The organism is Streptomyces bungoensis (assembly GCF_001514215.1).
Classification (GTDB): domain Bacteria; phylum Actinomycetota; class Actinomycetes; order Streptomycetales; family Streptomycetaceae; genus Streptomyces; species Streptomyces bungoensis.
Genome location: NZ_KQ948855.1, coordinates 157,710 through 178,159 on the forward strand (window position 1 = coordinate 157,710; position 20,450 = coordinate 178,159).

The 20,450-nt window shown below is 73.7% G+C and carries 17 protein-coding genes; 4 read left to right on the forward strand and 13 right to left on the reverse strand.

Annotation, left to right across the window (positions count from 1 at the left end; genetic code table 11):
• Positions 1 to 268: 268 nt before the first annotated feature.
• Positions 269 to 1,657 carry a MocR-like pyridoxine biosynthesis transcription factor PdxR gene (pdxR, locus tag AQJ66_RS13220; protein ID WP_061920489.1) on the reverse strand — a complete coding sequence of 463 codons (1,389 nt, stop codon included), beginning with the start codon at positions 1,655 to 1,657 and terminating at the stop codon, positions 269 to 271.
• 46 nt (positions 1,658 to 1,703) lie between these two features.
• Here pdxR and AQJ66_RS13225 point away from each other — a divergent pair, with 46 nt between their 5' ends.
• Genes AQJ66_RS13225 through AQJ66_RS13235 form a run of 3 tightly spaced genes read left to right on the forward strand, consistent with a single transcriptional unit; the run spans position 1,704 to position 3,390 of the window.
• Entirely contained in the window at positions 1,704 to 2,204 is a 501-nt protein-coding gene (locus tag AQJ66_RS13225; protein ID WP_061920491.1) for a carboxymuconolactone decarboxylase family protein, read from the forward strand.
• Complete coding sequence (locus AQJ66_RS13230) at positions 2,201 to 2,674, forward strand: carboxymuconolactone decarboxylase family protein (protein WP_244162815.1); 474 nt, start codon at positions 2,201 to 2,203, stop codon at positions 2,672 to 2,674. The genes AQJ66_RS13225 and AQJ66_RS13230 overlap by 4 nt, the downstream gene beginning before the upstream one ends.
• Positions 2,671 to 3,390 carry an isocitrate lyase/PEP mutase family protein gene (locus AQJ66_RS13235; RefSeq protein WP_061920493.1) on the forward strand — a complete coding sequence of 240 codons (720 nt, stop codon included), beginning with the start codon at positions 2,671 to 2,673 and terminating at the stop codon, positions 3,388 to 3,390. Before AQJ66_RS13230 ends, AQJ66_RS13235 begins: the two co-directional genes overlap by 4 nt.
• A 6-nt stretch (positions 3,391 to 3,396) precedes the next feature.
• Here the strand turns inward: AQJ66_RS13235 and AQJ66_RS13240 are convergent, their stop codons facing one another.
• From AQJ66_RS13240 to AQJ66_RS13285, 10 genes are all read right to left on the reverse strand, one after another.
• Entirely contained in the window at positions 3,397 to 4,344 is a 948-nt protein-coding gene (locus AQJ66_RS13240) for an ABC transporter substrate-binding protein (protein ID WP_061920495.1), read from the reverse strand.
• A gap of 1 nt (position 4,345) precedes the next feature.
• Positions 4,346 to 6,292, reverse strand: coding sequence for an ABC transporter permease (locus tag AQJ66_RS13245; protein WP_061920497.1), 1,947 nt, complete (start codon positions 6,290 to 6,292; stop codon positions 4,346 to 4,348).
• Positions 6,292 to 7,572 carry a quaternary amine ABC transporter ATP-binding protein gene (locus tag AQJ66_RS13250; protein WP_061920499.1) on the reverse strand — a complete coding sequence of 427 codons (1,281 nt, stop codon included), beginning with the start codon at positions 7,570 to 7,572 and terminating at the stop codon, positions 6,292 to 6,294. The genes AQJ66_RS13245 and AQJ66_RS13250 overlap by 1 nt, the downstream gene beginning before the upstream one ends.
• On the reverse strand, positions 7,569 to 9,101 hold the full coding sequence (locus AQJ66_RS13255) for a GMC family oxidoreductase (protein WP_061920501.1): 1,533 nt from the start codon (positions 9,099 to 9,101) through the stop codon (positions 7,569 to 7,571). The genes AQJ66_RS13250 and AQJ66_RS13255 overlap by 4 nt, the downstream gene beginning before the upstream one ends.
• Before the next feature lie 180 nt (positions 9,102 to 9,281).
• Complete coding sequence (locus tag AQJ66_RS13260) at positions 9,282 to 10,802, reverse strand: aldehyde dehydrogenase family protein (protein ID WP_061920503.1); 1,521 nt, start codon at positions 10,800 to 10,802, stop codon at positions 9,282 to 9,284.
• Between the two features lie 774 nt (positions 10,803 to 11,576).
• Positions 11,577 to 12,536, reverse strand: a complete 960-nt coding sequence (locus AQJ66_RS13265) for a hypothetical protein (protein WP_061920504.1) — start codon at positions 12,534 to 12,536, stop codon at positions 11,577 to 11,579.
• Between the two features lie 129 nt (positions 12,537 to 12,665).
• Positions 12,666 to 13,655, reverse strand: coding sequence for a malate dehydrogenase (locus tag AQJ66_RS13270; RefSeq protein ID WP_061920506.1), 990 nt, complete (start codon positions 13,653 to 13,655; stop codon positions 12,666 to 12,668).
• 365 nt (positions 13,656 to 14,020) lie between these two features.
• Positions 14,021 to 15,208: a DUF2690 domain-containing protein gene (locus tag AQJ66_RS13275; protein ID WP_061920508.1), complete on the reverse strand. Its 1,188-nt coding sequence runs from the start codon at positions 15,206 to 15,208 to the stop codon at positions 14,021 to 14,023.
• Between the two features lie 444 nt (positions 15,209 to 15,652).
• Positions 15,653 to 16,126 (reverse strand): DUF3017 domain-containing protein, encoded by a 474-nt coding sequence (locus tag AQJ66_RS13280; protein ID WP_061920510.1) that lies wholly within the window; start codon positions 16,124 to 16,126, stop codon positions 15,653 to 15,655.
• A complete protein-coding gene (locus AQJ66_RS13285; protein ID WP_061920512.1) occupies positions 16,116 to 16,970 on the reverse strand; it encodes a bifunctional methylenetetrahydrofolate dehydrogenase/methenyltetrahydrofolate cyclohydrolase in 855 nt (284 codons plus the stop codon). Before AQJ66_RS13285 ends, AQJ66_RS13280 begins: the two co-directional genes overlap by 11 nt.
• 264 nt (positions 16,971 to 17,234) lie before the next feature.
• Between AQJ66_RS13285 and AQJ66_RS13290 the strand changes: the two genes are divergently transcribed.
• Entirely contained in the window at positions 17,235 to 17,852 is a 618-nt protein-coding gene (locus AQJ66_RS13290) for an RDD family protein (RefSeq protein ID WP_061920515.1), read from the forward strand.
• 108 nt (positions 17,853 to 17,960) lie between these two features.
• On the opposite strand, the gene purH is transcribed toward AQJ66_RS13290, so the two are convergent.
• Together purH and purN are read right to left on the reverse strand one after the other, a co-directional pair.
• The gene (purH, locus tag AQJ66_RS13295) at positions 17,961 to 19,541 is read right to left on the reverse strand and encodes a bifunctional phosphoribosylaminoimidazolecarboxamide formyltransferase/IMP cyclohydrolase (RefSeq protein ID WP_061920516.1); all 1,581 of its coding nucleotides are present in this window, start codon (positions 19,539 to 19,541) and stop codon (positions 17,961 to 17,963) included.
• Positions 19,538 to 20,176, reverse strand: a complete 639-nt coding sequence (purN, locus tag AQJ66_RS13300) for a phosphoribosylglycinamide formyltransferase (RefSeq protein ID WP_061920518.1) — start codon at positions 20,174 to 20,176, stop codon at positions 19,538 to 19,540. Before purN ends, purH begins: the two co-directional genes overlap by 4 nt.
• Positions 20,177 to 20,450 lie beyond the last annotated feature (274 nt).

A 20,450-nucleotide genomic window follows, 5' to 3' on the forward strand; every position in this document is an offset into this window, starting at 1 on the left:
GCGCGGCTCCCCTCCGCCCTCGCGTGACCGCTGGAACTGCGGCGGGGAGGAGGAGCGGGAAGGGCAGGGGCGTGCCTTGTTCCGCGCCGCGCCGCCCCTGCACTGCACCCCCGCTTGCCCGCCCCCGCTGTCCGAGCCGGACGGCCCGTGAGCCCCGCCCCCGTTGGCTCCCGGCTCCCCCCTCAAGCCACCCTCGCGTCACCGCCGCCACTCCGGTGGAGACGAGGCGGCGCGGGATGCAGGGAGGAGCGCAATTCCCGGCCCTCCCTCACGGCAGGACCCGGCACAGTGCCTCCAGGGCTCCCGTCCAGGCGCCGTCCGGGGGTGTTCCGTAGCCGACGACCAGGGCGTCCAGTGGGTCGGTGGCGGCCTCGGGGTGGCGGTGGAGGGACAGGCCGTGCAGGGCCAGGCCCTGCCAGGCGGCCGCCTGGACCACCGGTTGTTCGGTGCCGGGCGGCAGTCGCAGCACCGCGTGGAGGCCGGCCGCGATGCCGGTGACCCGGACGTCCGGCGCGCGGTCGGCCACGGCCGCCGCCAGGGCGTCCCGGCGGCGGCGGTAGCGCAGGCGGGCGGCGCGGACGTGGCGGTCGTAGGCGCCGGACGCCATGAACTCGGCCAGGGTGAGCTGGTCTAGGACGCCCACCGTGTCGGCGTGGCCCTTGGCCGCGGTCGCCTCCTCCACCAGGGACGGCGGGAGCACCATCCAGCCCAGGCGCAGTCCGGGGGCGAGGGACTTGCTGGCGGTGCCGAGGTGGACGACCCGGTCGGGGTCCAGGCCCTGGAGGGCGCCGACGGGCTGGCGGTCGTAGCGGAACTCCCCGTCGTAGTCGTCCTCCAGGACCAGCCCGCCGGTGCGCCGCGCCCAGTCGACGACGGCCGTCCGCCGGTCGGGGTGCAGCGCGGTGCCCATCGGGAACTGGTGGGCGGCGGTGAGCAGGACGGCGCCCTCGCTACCCAACGGACGGGTGTCCGTGCCCAGTTCGTCGTACGGGAGGGCCGGGGTGGCTAGGCCCGCGTCGCGCAGGAGCGCCCGGTGGACGTCCAGGCCGTAGGACTCCACGGCCACCGTGCGCACCCCGCGGGCCCGCAGCACCGTGCCGAGGATCCGCAGGGCGTGGGAGAAGCCCGCGGTGACGACGATCGCCTCGGGGTCGGTGCGCACCCCCCGGGCGCGGGCCAGGTAGCCCGCGAGGGCGGCGCGCAGCTCGGGGCGGCCGCGCGGGTCGCCGTAGCCGAGCGCCTGGAAGGGCGCGCCCGCCAGCGCGCGGCGGGCGGCCTTGAGCCACTCGGCGCGGGGGAAGGAGGCGAGGTCGGGGATGCCCGCGACGAGGCTGTAGGTGGGGCCGCCCGGTGCGCGGCGCCGGGGGGCGGCGGCCGCGGGCGGGGGCACGGCGCGCTCGGCCACCCGGGTCCCGGAGCCCTGGCGGGCGGTGAGCCAGCCCTCGGCGACCAGGTCGGCGTAGGCCTCGGCGACGGTGTTGCGGGCGATGCCGAGGTCGGCGGCCAGGGCGCGGGAGGAGGGCAGCCGGGTGCCCGGGGCGAGGCGGCCGGTGCGGACGGCGTCCCGCAGCGCGTCGGTCAGGCCGCGGCGCAGGCCGCTGGACCCGGCCGGTTCCAGGTGCAGGTCCACGCCCAGAGTGGCCCATGATTTCGCCATGGAAATGGACCATACTCCTGGGCTGCCCGGCTCCTAGGGTCGAAGCATGACCACAGCAGAGGAAACCGTCGAGTACGCCGCCGAACACGCACCGCGACTGGAGTGGGCCAAGCACGCCCCCGAGGTCTACAAGGCGATGATCCGCCTGGACGCCGCGGCCCGGCGGGGCCTGGACCCCAAGCTGGGCGAGCTGGTGAAGATCCGCGCCTCGCAGCTCAACCACTGCGCCTTCTGCCTCGACATGCACACCAAGGACGCCCTCGCGGCCGGCGAGACCGTGGAGCGGATCGTGCAGCTCGGCGCCTGGGAGGAGTCCCGGCATTTCTACACGGAGAAGGAGCTCGCCGCGATCGAGCTGACCGAGGCGGTCACCGTGCTCACCGACGGCTTCGTGCCCGACGAGGTGTACGAGCGGGCAGCCGAGCACTTCGAGGAGGCGGAGCTGGCGCAGCTGATCGCCGCGATCACCGTGATCAACGCCTGGAACCGGTTCGGCGTGACGTGCCGGCTGGCGCCGGGCCACTACCAGCCGGGGCAGCACGGGTGAGCCGTACCCAGGTGCTGGACCGGCAGGTCGGCGCGGCGATGTCCGCGCTGAGCCCGGCCGCGAAGCGAGGGCTCGGCGATCCGGTCCTCGCCGAGCTGGTGACGGTCCGCGCCTCGCAGCTCGACCACTGCGCCTTCTGCCTGGACATGCACCTGCGCCTGGCCCGCGAGCAGGGGGTGGGCGAGCAGCGGCTCGGGCTCCTCGACGCCTGGGAGGAGGCCGGGGACCTCTGCAGCGAGCGGGAGCGGGCCGCGCCGGCACTGACCGAGGCGGTGACCGTGCTCGCTGGGGGCGCCTCCCAGGCTTTCGGCTCCGGGGGAGGATTCGTGCCCGACGAGGTGTACGAGAAGGCCGCCGAGCACTTCGGCGAGGCCGAACTCGCCCATCCGACCGGCCTGATCGCCGCCGTCAACGGCTGGAACCGGATCATGGTCAGCCGCCGTGTCGCACCCGGGGGGTACCAGCCGTGAACCACGTGGACACGTTCCGCGCCCTGCACCACCGGCGCGCGCCCGGCGACCCGCTGGTCCTGCCCGGCCCCTGGGACGCGGCCAGTGCCCGGGTGCTGGCGGACGCCGGCCACCCGGCGCTCGCCACGCCGAGCGCGGGCGTCGCCGCCAGTCTCGGGTACGCGGACGGGGCGACCCCGGCCGGTGAGATGTTCGCGGCCGTGGCCCGGATCGCCCGGGCGGTGGACGTGCCGGTGTCGGCCGACGTCGAGGACGGCTACGGGCTCGCGCCGAAGGAGCTGGTGGAGCGGCTGCTGGAGGCGGGGGCCGTCGGCTGCAACCTGGAGGACTCGGCCGGGGGCGTCCTCAAGGACCCCCGCCGGCACGCCGAGTTCCTCGCCGAGGTGCGCTCGGCCGCGGGCCGCCAGTTGTTCGTCAACGCCCGCGTCGACACCTTCGTCCACGGTGACGGCGACCCCGAGAGGGCCATCGAGCGGGCGGCGCTGTACGTGGCCGCCGGCGCCGACTGCGTGTACCCGATCCTCGCCCCGGTGGACGTGCTGCCGCTGCTGCGGTCCGGGATCCGGGGCCCGCTGAACGTGCTGGCCCGCCTGGACGGCGAGGGCCCCTCGCCCGCCGCGCTCGGCGAACTCGGGGCCACCCGCGTCACGTTCGGTCCGGGACTCCAGCGGCGGGCCGCGGCGGCGCTGCGGGAGATCGCCGCCGGGCTCGGCTGAACCGGCTCAGGACAGCCACTTCTTCCAGACGTCGGGGTGGCTGTCCACCCACTTCTTCGCCGCGTCCTCGGGGCTCAGCTTCTGGTCGGCGATCATCAGCGAGACCTCGTTCTGGTCCTCGGTCGTCCACCGGAACCTCTTCAGGAACGCGGCCGCCTCGCCGCCCGACTTCGCGAAGCCGGCGTTGAGGTACTTCTGCAGCGGGGTGTGCGGGTAGGCGCAGGCGACCTTGGCCGCGTCGGCGTCGCAGCCGTCCTTGTACGGCGGCAGCTTCACCTCCGTCATCGGAACCTTCTTGAACAGCCACTGCGGCGCGTACCAGTACGTCAGGAACGGCTTCTTCTCCTTGGCGAACTGCTTCATCTGGGTGATCTGCGCCGCCTCGGACCCGGCGAAGACGACCTGGTAGTCGAGCTTCAGGTTCTTCACCAGGGCCTTGTCGTTGGTGACGTAGGACGGGGAGCCGTCCATGAGCTGGCCCTTGCCGCCGCTCTCCGCGGTGCGGAAGAGGGAGGCGTACTTGTTCAGGTTCCGCCAGTCGGTGATGTCGGGGTGCTGCTTGGCGAGGTACGTCGGCACGAACCAGCCGATGTGCCCGGTGACCCCGAGCCCCCCGGCGCGCCGGATCGTCCTCTTGTCGTCGACGTACCGCTTCTCCTGGTCGGGGTGGCCCCAGTCCTCCAGGATGGCGTCGACCCGGCCCTGGCTGAGCGCGTCCCAGGCGGGGACCTCGTCCACCTGGACGGTGTCGACGCGGTAGCCGAGCTTGTGCTCGAGCAGGTACTGGGCGACGGCCACGTTGGACTGCGCGCCCACCCAGGACTGCACGGACAGGGTGACCGTCTTCGCACCCTGCGCGTGGGCGAACGGGCTGGCCTGCTTGGTCATGTCGGCGGCGCCGCAGCCGGTGAGCAGCACGAGCGAGCTCGCCGCGGCGATGGTACGGAGGCGCATGTCAGGCTCCCTTCCCCGGGCGGCGTGCGGTGGGCTGGGTCACCCGGTCGAGCATCAGGCCCAGGCAGACGATGGCGGCACCGGCCACCAGGCCGGTCGCCAGGTCGCCCTGGGCGAGGCCGAACGCCACGTCGTAGCCGAGGGCGCCGCCGCCGACCAGGCCGCCGATGATGACGACGGCGAGGACCAGGACGACGCCCTGGTTGACGGCGAGCAGCAGCGCACGCCGGGCGAGCGGGAGCTGCACCTGCCACAGCTGCTGGCGGCCGGTCGCGCCGAGCGAGCGCGCGGACTCCAGCGCGGCCGGGTCGACCTGGCGCAGGCCCTGCGCGGTGATCCGGACGACGGCGGGCAGGGCGTAGACGACGGCCGCGGCGACGGCCGGGGCGCGGCCCACGCCGAACAGGGCGACGACGGGGATCAGGTACACGAACTGCGGCATGGTCTGGAAGACGTCCAGGACGGGGCGCAGCGCGCGTTCGACGCGGTCGCTGCGGGCCGCGGCGATGCCGGTGGCGAAGCCCAGGACGAGGGTGACGGCGACGGCGGCGAGCACCTGCGAGAGCGTGTCGAGCGCCGGCGACCACACGCCGAGCACACCGATCGCGGCCATGGCGAGGACGGCGGTCAGCGCGGTGCGCCAGGTGCCGATCAGCCAGGCCAGGGCGGCCACCACGAGCAGCACCGACCACCAGGGCAGCCACTGCAGGCCGCCGCGGACCGGGTCCAGGACCCAGGTGGTGAAGTGACCGGCCCAGTCGGCGGTGCCGCCGACGACGGGGACGCCGGAGTAGAGGTGGGCGGTCATCCAGTCGACGGCGTGGTTGACCGGTTCGGCGATGTTCAGGCTCCAGGAGGCGGGCCAGTCCAGGCGGCCGAGGAGGCGGGCGGCCAGGGCCGCGGCGACGGTGACGGCGAGGGCGTACGGCCAGCCGATCGTCCGGGGGCGGTCGGCCGCGCCGGTGGCCTGGCCCGCCGCGGCGGTCACCCGGTCCAGGACGACGGCGAGCAGCACGATCGGGATGCCGGCCGCGAGCGCCGCGCCGACGTCGACGGAGGCGAGGGCCTGGTAGACGCGGTCGCCGAGGCCGCCGGCGCCGATGACCGAGGCGATGACGGCCATGGACAGCGCCATCATGATCGTCTGGTTGAGGCCGAGCAGCAGTTCCTTGCGGGCCAGCGGGATCCGGGCGGTCAGCAGCCGCTGGCGGCGGGTGGCGCCGAGCGACTCCACGGCCTCCAGGACCTCGGGGTCGGCGCCGCGCAGGCCGAGCGCGGTGAGGCGGGCCATCGGCGGGGCGGCGTACACGACGGTGGCGAGGACGGCCGCGGGGACGCCGATGCCGAAGACCAGGACGACGGGGAGGAGGTAGGCGAACGCCGGGAGCACCTGCATGGTGTCCAGCACCGGGCGCAGGGCGCGGTCCAGGCGGTCGGAGAGCCCGGCGGCGAGCCCGAGGAGGGTGCCGACGAGCACGGACGCGAGGACGGCGACGACCATGAGGGCCAGCGTCTGCATGGTCGGCACCCACATGCCGAGCACGCCGCAGGCCAGGAACGCCGCGGCCGTGCCCGCGGCCAGCCGGACGCCGGCGAAGCGCCAGGCCAGCAGGGCGCCGAACACCGTGACGCCGGCCCAGCCCGCCGCGAGGAGGGTGAGGTAGACGGCGCGCACGGAGAGGACCACCGCGTTGCTGACGTAGCCGAAGAAGTAGAGGAAGAGGGGGTGGCTGTCGCGGTTGTCGATGACCCAGTTGCTGGCCGCGGAGAGCGGCTTGTCCAGGCCGACGGTGAGGGCGTGCGGCCAGCTGCCGCTGCCCCAGCGGCTGTCGAGCAGCGGCACGAGGACCGCGGCGGCCAGGGCGAGCAGGGCGAGTTTGCCGGCGGCGCGGTGCCGGAGGACGCCGGGGAGCGTCGCGCGGGAGGTGGGGGCGGTGATCGTGGCCATCAGACGCCCTCCGTGCGGGGACGGGGCCGGCCCGCCGGGCGGTGCCGGCCGGGGGCCGCGGGTGCGCCGGCGCCCGTGGCCGGGCCGGTGCCGGCGGCGGGGGCCGGGCCGGTGCCGGCGGCGGGGGCCGCGGGTGCGTCGGCGTCGGCGCGCGCGGGGGTGGCGGTGTCGGCGTCGGTGGCCGCGGTCCCGGTGGCGGGACGGTCGGTGTCGGTCACGCCGGCCACCACGCCCAGCAGGTGGGCGTGGTCGACGACGCCGACGCACCGGCCCTGGTCCATCACGCGGGCCGGGGCGCCCGCGCGGGCCACCGCCTCGATGGCCTCGGAGACCGTGGCGCCGGGGCGTACCGCGGGACCGGTGGAGGTCTCGTCGGCGGTGGCGGGGCGCATGGCCGTGCGCACGGTCAGGACCTGCTCGCGGGGGACGTCGCGGACGAACTCGCGGACGTAGTCGTCGGCCGGGGAGGCGACGATCTCCTCGGGGGTGCCGAGCTGGACGACACGGCCGTCGCGCATGAGGGCGATGCGGTCGCCGAGTTTGAGGGCCTCGGAGAGGTCGTGGGTGATGAACACCATCGTGCGGCCCTCCTCGCCGTGCAGGCGGGCCACCTCGTCCTGCATGTCGCGCCGGATGAGCGGGTCCAGGGCGCTGAACGGTTCGTCGAACAGCAGCACCTCGGGGTCGACGGCCAGGGCGCGGGCCAGGCCGACGCGCTGGCGCTGGCCGCCGGAGAGCTGGCCGGGGCGGCGCTTCTCCATGCCCTCGAGGCCCACCTTGGCGATGAAGTCGGCGGCGCGCTCGCGGCGTTCGGACCTGCCGACGCCCTGGATCTCCAGGCCGTAGGCGACGTTGTCGAGGACCGTGCGGTGCGGGAGCAGGCCGAAGTGCTGGAAGACCATCGCGGCGCGGTGCCGGCGCAGTTCGCGCAGGCGGCCCTTGTCCATCGCGCGGACGTCCTCGCCGTCGATGGCGATGGTGCCGGCGGTCGGCTCGATCAGCCGGGTCAGGCAGCGGACCAGGGTGGACTTGCCGGAGCCGGACAGGCCCATGACGACGAAGACCTCGCCCTTGCGCACGTCGAAGGAGACGTCCCGGACGGCGGCCGTGCAGCCGGTGCGCGAGCGCAGCTCGGCCGGCTCCAGCGCGCTGAGTTCCGGGTCGGCCGGGACGCGGTCCGGCTTGGGGCCGAAGACCTTCCACAGGCCGTCGACGGAGAAGACGGGCGTGTCGGCGGTGTCGTTGGTGGGCGGCTTGCGGGTGGGGACGGTGAGGGTCATCGGCTCTCGCCTCCGATCAGGTCGACGGCCTTCTCCCCGACCATGAGCACCCCGATCATCGGGTTGACCGCGGTCATGGTCGGGAAGACGGAGGCGTCGGCGATGCGGATGCCGTCGAGGCCGCGGATGCGCAGCTCCGGGTCCACTACGGCGAGTTCGTCGTCGGCGGCGCCCATCCTGCAGGTGCCGGCGGGGTGGTAGACGGTGTGGGCGACCTTGCGGGCGTACTCGCTCAGTTCGGCGTCGCCGCTGATCTCCGGGCCCGGGCAGACCTCGCGCTTGAGCCAGCCCGCGAGCGGCTCCGTCCGCGCGATCTCGCGGGCGATGCGGATGCCGTCGACCAGGGTGCGGGCGTCGTAGTCCTCCTCGTCGGTGAAGTAGCGGAAGTCGAGGGCGGGCTTCACGGACGGGTCGGCGCTGGTCAGGTACAGCCGGCCGCGGGACCTCGGCTTGGGGATGTTCGGGGTCATCGACACGCCGTACTGCGGGCGTTCGTAGCCCAGGCGCTCCGGGTTGTCCGTGAACGGGATCTGGTAGAAGTGGAACATCAGGTCCGGGCCCGCGCCGCCGGGGTCGCGGCGGACGAACAGGCCCGCGTCGGAGTCCATCGCGGAGTTCTCCGGGATCGGCCCGTGGGTCTCCCAGACGATGACCGACTCGGGGTGGTCGAGCAGGTTCTCGCCGACACCCGGCAGGTCGTGGACGACCGGGATGCCGAGGGCCTCGAGGTCCTGGCGCGGTCCGATGCCCGAGTGCAGCAGCAGCCGCGGGGAGTCGACGGCGCCGGCGCACAGCACGACCTCCTGCCGGGCCCGTATCAGCAGCTCCTCGCCGTCCTTGGTGCGCACGTGGACGCCCTCGGCGCGGGTGCCGTCCAGTTCCAGCCGGTGGGCCCAGGTCTCCAGGTAGATGCGGAGGTTGGGGCGCTCCTCCATCACCGGGTGCAGGTAGGCGACGGAGGCGGAGGAACGTTTGTTGTCCTCGGGGTGGTAGGCGAGGTCGAAGAAGCCGACGCCCTCGGTGAACGGCTCGGCGTTGAAGCCCTCGACGCGGGGCACCCCGGTCGCGGCCTGCGCGGCGTCGACGAAGTCACGGGCGATGGCGTTCCGGTCGTTCTCGTCGACCGGGACGATGTTGTTGAGGAGGCGGGCGTAGTAGGCCTCCATGGGGACGGCGCCCCAGCCCTTGGCGCCGGCCTCCTCCCACTCGTCCCAGTCGGAGGGGAGCGGCTTGAAGGAGATGAGGGTGTTGTGCGAGGAGCAGCCGCCGAGGACGCGGGCGCGGCTGTGCCGGATGTGGGAGTTGCCGCGGGGCTGCTCGGTGGTCGGGTAGTCGTAGTCGAGTTCGCCGCCGAGCAGGCCCATCCAGCGGCGCAGGGTCAGCACGTCGTCGCGGCCGACGTCGCTGGGGCCGCCCTCGATGACGGCGACGGTGACGTCCGGGTTCTCCGTCAGCCGGGAGGCGATGACGGATCCGGCGGTGCCGCCGCCGATGACGACGTAGTCGAAATCGTGGGTGTGATCGGGCATCGGGTGGTTACTCCAGTGGGGTGGGAGGTCGAACGGGGTGCGGCAGCGGGTCCGCCGGCGGTGCTGTGGGGGTTCCGCCGGCGGGCCCGCTCTCCGGGCTTCGGGGGGTCGGCCGGTGAGTGACGGGGCGGGCGCCCGGCCCGGCGTGGGCCGGTGGCGCCGCGCCGGGGTCCCGGACGGTCATCCGGCGAACCAGCGCACCGGCTTCGGAGCGAGGTTCTGGTAGACGTGCTTGGTCTCGCGGTACTCGGCGAGACCGGCCGGCCCCAGCTCGCGGCCCGTGCCGCTCCTGCCGAAGCCGCCCCACTCCGCCTGCGGCAGGTAGGGGTGGAAGTCGTTGATCCAGACGGTGCCGTGGCGCAGCCGTGCGGCGACGCGCCGGGCCCGGCCGGGATCGGCGGTCCACACACCGCCGGCGAGGCCGTACTCGGTGTCGTTGGCGAGGAACACCGCCTCGTCCTCGGTGCGGAAGGTCTCGACGGTGAGGACCGGCCCGAAGACCTCCTCGCGTACGACCTTCATCTCGCGGTGGCAGGCGTCGAGGACGGTCGGCTCGTAGAACCAGCCGGACTCCGGGCGGACCCCGCTCGGCTCGGGCCGCTTGCCGCCGCAGCGCAGCACCGCGCCCTCGGCGAGGGCGGAGGCGACGTACGACTCGACCTTGGCGCGCTGCTGTTCGGAGACGAGGGGGCCGCACTCGACGCCGTCCTCGGTGCCCCGGCCGAGCCTGATCCGCTGGGCGCGGCGGGCGAGTTCGGCGACGAAGCGGTCCCGGACCGACTCCTCGACGATGAGCCGGGAACCGGCCGAGCAGACCTGGCCGCTGTGGATGAAGGCGGCGTTGAGGGCCTGGTCGACGGCCGTGTCGAAGCCCTCCTCGGTGGCGCAGGCGTCGGCGAAGACCACGTTGGGGTTCTTGCCGCCGAGTTCGAGGGCGACCTTCTTCACGGTCGGGGCGGCGGCCTGGGCGACCTTGGTGCCGCTGACCAGGCCGCCGGTGAAGGAGACCAGGTCGACGTCGGGGTGTTCGGCGAGCCGGGCGCCGACGGTGTGGCCGGGGCCGGTGACGAGGTTGGCGACGCCCGCGGGCAGGCCCGCCTCGGTCAGCAGGTCGATCAGCGCGATGGTGGTCATCGGGGTGATCTCGCTGGGCTTGACGACGAAGGTGTTGCCGGCGGCGAGCGCCGGGGCGATCTTCCAACTCGCCTGGAGCAGGGGGTAGTTCCAGGGAGTGATCAGGGCGCAGACGCCGACCGGTTCGTGCACGACGACGCTGTGGACGTCGGGTGAGCCGGCGTCGACGACCCGGCCCGGGGCCTCGGCGGCGACCAGGTCGGCGAAGTAGCGGAAGGCGTCGGCGACGCAGTCGATGTCGACGCGGCCCTCCTCGACGGTCTTACCCGCGTCGCGGCTCTCCAGGAGGCCGAGTTCTTCACGGTCGCGCACGAGGAGGTCGGCGACCCGGCGCAGCAGGGCGGCCCGTTCGGCGGCCGGGGTGCGGGGCCAGGGGCCGTCGTCGAACGCCTGCCGCGCGGCGGCCACCGCGCGTTCCGCGTCCTTCTCGTCACCCTCCGCGACCAGGGCGAACGGCCGGGCGTCCGCGGGGTCGAGGATCTCGCGCGTCGCGCCGGAGACCGCTTCCAGCCACTCGCCCCCCGCGTGGATCGTCGCCTGGGTAGGTCGTTCCGTTCTGTCCGCCATGATCGGTATTGCCTTCCGTTCCTGTTCGGTACCCCTGTGTCACACGGATGCCACGCTCGGGGACCGCCAACGCCTGCCCGCGACACACGGATTGCATGCGCAATCGGTAACGGAAAGTGCGCCGGGTCACTGAAACCACGGCCGAAAACGGACAAATCCGGGCAATGGGAGGGCTGGTGAGTGGTTCGCTGCGGCAACTACCGCCGGTCCGGACGCCGGCGCCGGCTCCGGTGCGTCGGCGCGCAGCCGGACAGGGACCGCCGGGGGCCCCTCGAGCCCCGCTTGCGTACGGGGCGTGCGCCGCGCCACCGCACCGGGTGGCCCGACCGTGACACGCGGCATCACGGGCACGAGGCCGCCGGCACGCATCCCCTCACCGGCGCCTGCCACCGGCGCACGCGACATGTTCGGCAAAGCGGCGCCCGTACGCGCAGGCCGCGTCCATCGGACCCCGCTGCGGGTCCATCGCACCGCCGCCCCACCCGGTCCGGCCACGGCGCGCCGCACCCGTTACCCGCCCCGCACAACACCGCACGCTAGTGCGCAGACCACGTCCACCGGGCCCCGCCCCACCGCACCGCACCCCCGGGGCACCCCACCGCCCCTCCACTCCCCGACACCCACCGCAGGCACGCGTTACCCGCCCCGCACAACACCGCACGCTTGCGCGCAGGCCGCGCCCACCGGGCCCCGCCCCACCGCACCGCACCCCCGGGGCACCCCACCGCCCCTCCACTCCCCGACACCCACCCCCGCCCCCGAAGCGCCGCAGGCCTAAGCGCAGGTCGTGTCCGTCGGGCAGAAGGTCGTCAGGGCCGTGGTGAGGAGGGCACGGACTCGGGTGGCGGGCAGGTGTTCCGGGCCGCTGGCGCGGATCGCGTACAGGGTGCCGTCGGGTGCCTGGAAGCGGTGGTCGACGACCCTGCGGGCGCCCTTGTCGGGGTCGTCGTAGCGGTATGTCAGTTCGGCCCAGGTGTCGCCGGAGCGGCGGGACAGGGCCTGGTAGCCGGGCTCGCGGGAGTACCCGTAGCCGGGGTCGTTCTCGGCGAGGTCCAGGGACTCGGTCACGGTGGCCTCGGCCAGCCGGAAGATCTGCAGCCGGCGGCCGTCGGACGGGGAGTCGTAGAACACGACGGCCGCCTTCTCGCCCTGCTCCTCCCGCCGGGTCCAGCCCCGCGGGACGGCGATCGCGTAGCCGACGGAGTCGTGGACGAGGCGGTAGCCCGCGGGAGTGCCCTGCGACGGGGGCGGGGACGACGAGGGGGTGGGGGCCGGGGACCCGGAGGGACTGTCCGGTGGGGCGGCGGTGGAGACGGTGACCGCCGTGGCCGGCGCGGAGGCCTGCGGGGAGCCGCCGCTCCCCCGGTCCCGGCCGACGTACCAGACACCCAGACCCGTGCCCGTACCCACCAGGACCATGGCGGCCACCAGTGCGATCAGCCGGCCGCCGCGGAAGGGCCGCTGGACAGGAGCGGGCCCGTGGGAGGGCGTGGGGACCGGGCCGTACGACGACGGCGGCGGCGGTACGGGTGGGGCGCCCGCCCGGGTGTGCGCCGTGGCCCAGGGGGGCGGCGGGGGCGGCGGCACCTCGCCGGCGCCGGGGGCCGGAGCCGTCCGGGTCTCCTCGTACGCCCAGGGAGGCGGCGCACCCGGCGACCAGGCCGCGCCGCCTCTGTCCTCACCGGACCCGGAGCCGGCCCCCTCCTCGCCGCCCTGTCCGCTCCAGCCGCTCATCCCGACCCCCCGAATCAGCCGTCCTCACCCTGCTTTCGACAGTAGCGGCGAAAACGGGCGCGGGCCCCGCTCCGGACGAAACCGGAACGGGGCCCGTGCGAGGCTGCGCGCGCGGGGCAGCCGGAAGCCCTAGATGAGGCCGAGGCCGCGGACCGCCTCGCGCTCCTCCTCGAGCTCCTTGACGGAGGCGTCGATGCGGGCGCGGGAGAACTCGTTGATGTCCAGGCCCTGGACGATCTCGTACTGGCCGTCCTTGGTGGTGACCGGGAAGGAGGAGATCAGGCCCTCCGGGACGCCGTAGGAGCCGTCCGACGGGATGCCCATGGAGGTCCAGTCGCCCTCGGCGGTGCCGTTGACCCACGTGTGCACGTGGTCGATGGCGGCGTTGGCGGCGGAGGCGGCCGACGAGGCGCCACGGGCCTCGATGATCGCGGCACCGCGCTTGGCGACGGTCGGGATGAAGTCCTCGGCCAGCCACTTCTCGTCGTTCACGACCTCGGCGGCGTTCTTGCCGGCGACCGTGGCGTGGAAGATGTCCGGGTACTGGGTGGCGGAGTGGTTGCCCCAGATGGTCAGGCGCTTGATGTCGGCGACCGTCGAGCCGGTCTTCTTCGCGAGCTGGGTCAGCGCGCGGTTGTGGTCCAGGCGGGTCATCGCGGTGAAGCGCTCGGCCGGGACGTCCGGCGCGGCGGCCTGCGCGATGAGCGCGTTGGTGTTGGCCGGGTTGCCGACGACCAGGACCTTGATGTCGTCCGCCGCGTGGTCGTTGATCGCCTTGCCCTGCGGCTTGAAGATGCCGCCGTTGGCCTCGAGCAGGTCGCCGCGCTCCATGCCCTTGGTGCGCGGGCGGGCGCCCACGAGGAGGGCCACGTTGGCACCGTCGAACGCGACGTTCGGGTCGTCCGAGATGTCGATGCCCTGCAGGAGCGGGAACGCGCAGTCGTCCAGCTCCATGGCCGTGCCCTCGGCCGCCTTCAGCGCCGGGGTGATCTCGAGCAGACGCAGGCGGACCGGGACGTCCGCGCCCAGCAGCTGGCCGGAGGCGATGCGGAAGAGCAGGGCGTAACCGATCTGGCCGGCCGCGCCGGTGACGGTGACGTTCACGGGAGTGCGGGTCATGGCGTTCTCCGTATGACAGCTGGCGGTGGGGCGTCACTGCCCCGGCGGATGATCGATCTCTTGGCGTCAAGAGAATCCAGCGGTCAGGCTATCGCGCATCCGGCATGCGAGACGTCCGGGGCCGTGTGGCTCAGCCCACAGGTCGCCGACGGGCGCTCGATTCCGGACTCCAAGGGTCGGCGTGGCTCACGAAGGGGCGGCCGCCCGTCCGGGAGAGGGGGACGGGGGGGCCGCCGATGGGGGTACCGGTTCTCCGGACTCCCGTGGGGGTACGGATCGCGTGCCCAGGATCAGGCGGCTCATGCGGCCCGCACCGAAATTGCACCCGAACGGGTGCACCGGGCCGATCTAGCTTGCCCGGTCGCCTACTTCGTGCATCCTGTGCGCCCCGAGGCGAGACTCGCGCACGCCCTGGCCTCGGCCGCGTCCTTCACGGCGACCATCGGGGTGTAGGCGATGGTGTCCCCGGGGGTGGTGATGTCGCCCGAGGTGCGGGACTTGCCCGCGGTGACCTGGACCTTGTCGCCCTGGGCGCCCCCGGTGATCCGCCCCCAGGCCGCGCCGCAGGTCTTGCTGTAGCGGACCTCCAGGGTGACGGTGCCGACGGTGGCGGTCTTCGCGGTGGTCACCAGGTCGCCGGTGCAGCCCATGGCCTCCGCGTCCTTGCCCGTGCAGGCGGCGCCGCCGCACTTGACGCCCGCGGGCAGGCGCGGCGCGGTGCTGGCGGATGGGGAGGGCGAGCCGGCCGCGCCGTGGTGCCTGCCGCCGCCGCGCTGGGTGGTGAAGTAGAAGACGGCTCCCACGACCAGGAGGGCACCGACGAGGCCCGCCAGGAACATGGTCAGCCGCTGCCTGCCGCGGGAGTCCCCGGCAGCCGGAGCCTGGTCGGCCGGCCGCGGCGCCTGAGGCTGCGCGCCGTACGGGTTCGGGGTGGTGGGGGTCCATCCGGCGGGGCCGGCCGGCGGGATCGAGGGCCGGGCTCCGGCGCCGGGGCGTCCGCTCGCCCGCGACGGTCCCTGATAGCCCGCGAGTCCCCAGGAGTTGGGCCCGGAGGCCGCCTCGCCGTCCGCGTTCCCGGGGTCCGCGTCGCGGCCGTCGGCGCCGGACGCCGTCGGCTGCGGCGGGATGGCCGGTGAGACGCCGGCGGGTCCGGCGATGCCCGTGGTCGCGGTGGCGCCACCGCCCTTGCGGGGCTGCGCGGCGCCGTTCACCTGCTCGGCCTCGGCCGCCCCGAACTCCCCGAGCGCGGCCCGCGCCTGGGCTATGCGGATCTGCTCCATGGTCCGGTCGTGGCGCATCTCCGCCTTGCTCCAGGCGCGTTCGGCCAGCTCCCACATGGTGGTGAGATGGACCGGGCTGGTGCCGGTGACCTCGGCGAGCGCGACGACCGCGCCCTTGGGCGCGAGCAGCCGGCCGCTCAGGTAACGCTCCCAGGACGTCTTGCTGTAGCCGGTCCGGTCGGCCAGCGCCGCGATGCTCAGGCCACTGCGGTCCACGAGGCCACGTACCTGGCTCGTGAACTCCTTGATCTGCGGATCCAGATCGTCCGGCAAGGCTTTCCATCGAGGCATGGCTTCCCCCTCTTCCCCCCGGTCGGTGCTGTTCGTTCCCGCGCCGTCCCCGCACGCGGCCGAGCCGGCCGGGCCGACGCCCACCAGGGCTCCGCTCCGGCACCCGTTCTGGCTACCCACAGGGATGCGCTGACCAAGGATCCCAGTTCCCGCGGTGGGGGCGCACGGGGGCATCCGCGTGGCCGGCCGTGCCCCGGCCGCCGTCCCGGGGTGCTCGCCCCGGGCCCACGGTTCGCCGCGGGCCGGCACGGTGACAACCGTGCGGCAGTGCGCGGACACCGTAGCGGAACGGTCACTTCCGTGCCACAGCGGGCGGACAGCCGTTGAACAGGCGGTTCCCGGCGGGAAGGCTGGTTCCCGACGGCGGCCCGTCCTTGCTCGGGGGAGGGGACGGGCCGCCGTTCCCGAAGCCGGCTCCCGGCGGCGCTACTTGGTGAGCGTGAAGTGCAGGGTGTCCTTCAGGAACGGGATCTGCAGCAGGGGATTCGGCTGCGCCATCAGCGCCAGCAGGACGATGGCGAGGCCCAGGACGCCGTAGGTCACGATGTCCGTGAAGCGCGAGCGGACGGCGAGCATGCCGACCCGGGGCAGCACCCAGCGCATGGCCGCCGCGCCCAGCAGCGCGGCGCCGACCACCAGCGTGCCGTAGCGGAACACGTCCAGCGCGGTCAGCAGCAGGCCGAGCGCCACCGCGGACAGCACCACGAGCATGGGCCACTGCCGGGCCGGTGCCGGTGCGTCACCGGGCGCGGCGCGGCCGCCGCCCTCGGGACGGGCGGTGTCCTTGGTGAACAGCGGGAAGCGCCGGGTGACGCGCCGCGGGCGCCCCTCGGCGTCGGGGGCGCTGATCGCGTCGCGGACCGTCGGCTCCGGCTCGGTGCGCTGTTCCTCAGCCGGCACTGCGCTCCGCCGCCTCGACCACGTTGACCAGCAGCTGCGCCCGGGTCATCGGGCCGACGCCGCCGGGGTTCGGGGAGATCCAGCCGGCCACCTCGAGCACGTCCGGGTGGACGTCGCCGACGATCTTGCCCTCGGCGTTGCGGGAGACGCCGACGTCGAGCACGGCCGCGCCCGGCTTGACGTCCTCGGCGCGGATCAGGTGCGGGGAGCCCGCCGCCGCGATGACGATGTCGGCCCGCTTCAGGTGGGCGGACAGGTCGCGGGTGCCGGTGTGGCACTGGGTCACGGTGGCGTTCTCGCTGCGCCGGGTGAGCAGCAGCGGCATCGGGCGGCCGATGGTCACGCCGCGGCCGACGACCACGACCTCGGCGCCCTTGATCTCCACGCCGTGCGCGCGCAGCAGGGAGAGGATGCCGTTGGGGGTGCAGGGCAGCGGGGCCGGCTCGTTGAGGACGAGGCGGCCGAGGTTCATCGGGTGCAGGCCGTCGGCGTCCTTGGCCGGGTCCATCAGCTCCAGGATGCGGTTCTCGTCGATGCCCCTGGGCAGCGGCAGCTGGACGATGTAGCCGGTGCAGGCCGGGTCCTCGTTCAGCTCGCGGACGACCGCCTCGATCTCCTCCTGGGTGGCCGTGGCGGGCAGTTCGCGCTGGATGGAGGCGATGCCGACCTGCGCGCAGTCGCGGTGCTTGCCGGCGACGTACTTCTGGCTGCCGGGGTCCTCCCCGACCAGGATCGTGCCGAGGCCGGGCGTGACGCCCTTCTCCTTCAGCGCCGCCACGCGGGCGGTCAGGTCGGACTTGATCGCGGCTGCGGTGGCCTTGCCATCGAGAATCTGGGCGGTCATGCCTCCCATCCTTGCCGATGACCGCCCCCGGGTTCCAATCCGGGTGCCTCACGGTCCGGGCGCCGGGCGCGGCCCGGCCGCACGCCCTTGATCGACGATGTTGCACTTGCACAACACCTGGTGAAAGCGGCTGGACAAGAATCCGCCTCTCCCACGACGATGACGGCGCAGTATCGCGGTCCGGTTGGGGGGCAAACCGCTCAGATCCTGACGTACCTCCGTTCCTTCCGCGTCGTCCCCGCATGTCAACGGAGGAATCCCGCCATGAGTTTCGGCTCGCCCAACAACCCCTACGGTCAGCCCCCGCAGAACCCGCAGCAGCCCTACGGTTACCCGCAGGGCCAGCCCGGTTACCCGCAGGCGCCGCAGGGCCAGCCCGGCTACCCGCAGGCCCCGCAGGGCGTGCCCCCGCAGCAGGGTTACGGCTACCCCCAGGCGCCGCAGGGCGGATACCCCGGCTACCCGCAGCAGGGCGGGTACGGCATGCAGCCCACGTACGCGAACTGGGGCCAGCGCTTCCTGAGCCGGCTGCTCGACACGCTGCTGTACGCCGTGCCGTACGCCGTGGTCATCGCGGGCTCCAAGAGCACCCCGATCCTGTCGGCCATCGGCTTCCTCGCTCTGATCGCGCTGTTCGTGTGGCAGGTGATCATGGAGGGCAAGACCGGGCAGACCGTCGGCAAGAAGGCGGTCGGCATCCGCACGCTCAAGGAGGACACCGGCCAGCCGCTCGGCGGCGGCATGGCGTTCGTGCGCCAGCTCGCCCACATCCTGGACGGCCTGCCCTGCTACCTCGGCTACCTGTGGCCGGCCTGGGACGCCAAGCGCCAGTGCTTCGCCGACAAGGTGTGCGGCTCGATCGTGATCCGCACCAACCCGTGAGCTGAACCGGCTCCATCGAGCAGCGAAGCGGCCTCCGGCTCCCCTCGCGGGAACCGGAGGCCGCTTTGCTTGTGCGTGCGGGGAAACCGGGGCCGGCCCCGGCGCGCCTCAGTGGAAGAAGTGGCGCGTGCCCGTGAAGTACATGGTCACGCCGGCCTTCTGGGCGGCCTCCACCACGAGTTCGTCGCGGATCGAGCCGCCCGGCTGGACGATGGCCTTCACGCCGGCCGCGATGAGGATCTCGGGGCCGTCGGGGAAGGGGAAGAAGGCGTCGGACGCGGCGTAGGAGCCGCGGGCCCGCTCCTCGCCGGCCCGCTCGACGGCGAGCTTGCAGGAGTCGACGCGGTTGACCTGGCCCATGCCGACGCCGACCGAGGCGCCGTCCTTGGCGAGCAGGATCGCGTTGGACTTCACCGCGCGGCACGCCTTCCAGGCGAAGGCCAGCTCGGCCAGCTCCGCCTCGGACAGGGCCTCGCCGCTGGCGAGCGTCCAGGTGGCCGGGTCGTCGCCCTCGGCCTGCAGCCGGTCGGTCTCCTGCAGCAGCACGCCGCCGTCGACCGCCTTGACCTCCACCGGGGCGGCGGGGGCGCCCGGGGCCTTCAGGACCCGGATGTTCTTCTTCCGGGCGAGGGCCTCCAGGGCCCCCTCCTCGTAGTCCGGCGCCACGACGACCTCGGTGAAGATCTCCGCGACCTGCTCGGCCATCTCCTTGCTGACCGGCCGGTTCACGGCGATCACGCCGCCGTACGCGGAGACCGGGTCACAGGCGTGCGCCTTGCGGTGCGCCTCGGCGACGTCCGCGCCGATCGCGATGCCGCACGGGTTGGCGTGCTTGATGATCGCCACGCACGGCTCGTCGTGGTCGTACGCGGCACGGCGGGCGGCGTCCGTGTCCGTGTAGTTGTTGTACGACATCTCCTTGCCGTGCAGCTGCTCGGCCGAGGCCAGGCCGGCCTCGCCGGAGGTGTAGAGCGCGGCCGGCTGGTGCGGGTTCTCGCCGTAGCGCAGGGTGTGCGCGCGCTCCCAGGTGGCGCCGAGGAAGTCGGGGAACGGGGACTCGTCGACGGGGGCGTAGGAGGAGGCGAACCAGGAGGCGACGGCCACGTCGTAGGCGGCCGTGTGCTGGAAGGCCTCGGCGGCCAGCCGCTTGCGGGCGGAGAGGTCGAAGCCGCCGTCCTTGACGGCCGAGAGCACGTCGGCGTACCGGCGCGGACTGGTGACGACGGCGACGGAGGGGTGGTTCTTGGCGGCCGCACGGACCATGGAGGGGCCGCCGATGTCGATCTGCTCCACGCACTCGTCGTCCGAGGCGCCGGAGGCGACCGTCTCGCGGAACGGGTAGAGGTTGACGACGACCAGGTCGAAGGGCTCCACGCCCAGCTCGGCGAGCTGCTCGCGGTGGCTGTCCAGCCGCAGGTCGGCGAGGATGCCCGCGTGCACCTTCGGGTGCAGGGTCTTGACGCGGCCGTCCAGGCACTCCGGGAAGCCGGTCAGCTCCTCGACCTTGGTGACGGGGACGCCGGCGGCGGCGATGCGGGAGGCCGTGGAGCCGGTGGACACCAGCTGGACGCCGGCCTCGTGCAGCCCGCGGGCCAGCTCTTCCAGCCCGGTCTTGTCGTAGACGCTGACGAGCGCGCGGCGGATGGCCCGCTTGCCGCTCTCGGCCGTGACTGTGCTCTCGGCGGTCACTGGATAACTACCTTTCGTCCCTCAATGCGATAGCCGTTGCGGGCGAGCCGCCCCACGACCTCGACGAGCAGCCTTCGCTCGACTTCCTTGATGCGCTCGTGCAGCGCGCTCTCGTCGTCCTCGTCCCGGACCTCGACCACGCCCTGGGCGATGATCGGGCCGGTGTCGACGCCGTCGTCGACGAAGTGGACGGTGCAGCCGGTGACCCGGGCGCCGTACGCGAGCGCGTCGCGGACACCGTGGGCCCCGGGAAAACTGGGCAGCAGGGCGGGGTGCGTGTTGACGAACCGCCCGCCGAACCGGTCGAGGAATTCCTTCCCCACGATCTTCATGAACCCGGCGGAGACGACCAGGTCGGGCTCGTACGCGGCCACGGCCTCGGCGAGGGCGGCGTCCCACTCGTCCCGCGTGGCGTAGTCCTTGACCTTCCGCACGAAGGTCGGCAGCCCAGCCCGCTCGGCGCGGGCGAGCCCCTCGACACCGGCGCGGTCGGCCCCGACGGCGACGATCCGCGCGCCGTACTCCTCGGCTCCGGTGCGCTCGATCTCGTCCAGGAGCGCCTGCAGGTTGGTGCCGGATCCGGAGACCAGCACGACGAGGCGCTTGACCGCTGGGCCAGCGGAGGTGGCGGCCACGGTGGGGCCCTTTCTCGGGGAAGCGGTGTGTGTCCGGCCGGTTTGTACAGTCGTACGAATGCATCGCGCCCCGGGATACGGGGAAGTCTACGAAGCGGCCGACCGTCAGCAACGATACCGGCACTCCGGACGGCCCCCACGGGACGGGGGCGTGGCCGGAAGGTAGCGTTCGCAGGGAATCCAGAAGGGGCTGCCTCGGGAACGCGGTCGTCGTGCGGTGCGTTCACGGGGTGGAAGCTCTGGAAGCTCACCTCGGACAGCCGTATCCACCTAG

Coding starts and splice junctions, on each gene's coding strand:
- pdxR (WP_061920489.1), bottom strand. CDS start 1,657: ATGGCGAAATCATGGGCCACTCTGGGCGTGGACCTGCACCTGGAACCG.
- AQJ66_RS13290 (WP_061920515.1), top strand. CDS start 17,235: ATGAGTTTCGGCTCGCCCAACAACCCCTACGGTCAGCCCCCGCAGAAC.
- AQJ66_RS13245 (WP_061920497.1), bottom strand. CDS start 6,292: ATGGCCACGATCACCGCCCCCACCTCCCGCGCGACGCTCCCCGGCGTC.
- AQJ66_RS13265 (WP_061920504.1), bottom strand. CDS start 12,536: ATGAGCGGCTGGAGCGGACAGGGCGGCGAGGAGGGGGCCGGCTCCGGG.
- AQJ66_RS13270 (WP_061920506.1), bottom strand. CDS start 13,655: ATGACCCGCACTCCCGTGAACGTCACCGTCACCGGCGCGGCCGGCCAG.
- AQJ66_RS13260 (WP_061920503.1), bottom strand. CDS start 10,802: ATGGCGGACAGAACGGAACGACCTACCCAGGCGACGATCCACGCGGGG.
- AQJ66_RS13240 (WP_061920495.1), bottom strand. CDS start 4,344: ATGCGCCTCCGTACCATCGCCGCGGCGAGCTCGCTCGTGCTGCTCACC.
- AQJ66_RS13285 (WP_061920512.1), bottom strand. CDS start 16,970: ATGACCGCCCAGATTCTCGATGGCAAGGCCACCGCAGCCGCGATCAAG.
- AQJ66_RS13250 (WP_061920499.1), bottom strand. CDS start 7,572: ATGACCCTCACCGTCCCCACCCGCAAGCCGCCCACCAACGACACCGCC.
- AQJ66_RS13225 (WP_061920491.1), top strand. CDS start 1,704: ATGACCACAGCAGAGGAAACCGTCGAGTACGCCGCCGAACACGCACCG.
- AQJ66_RS13255 (WP_061920501.1), bottom strand. CDS start 9,101: ATGCCCGATCACACCCACGATTTCGACTACGTCGTCATCGGCGGCGGC.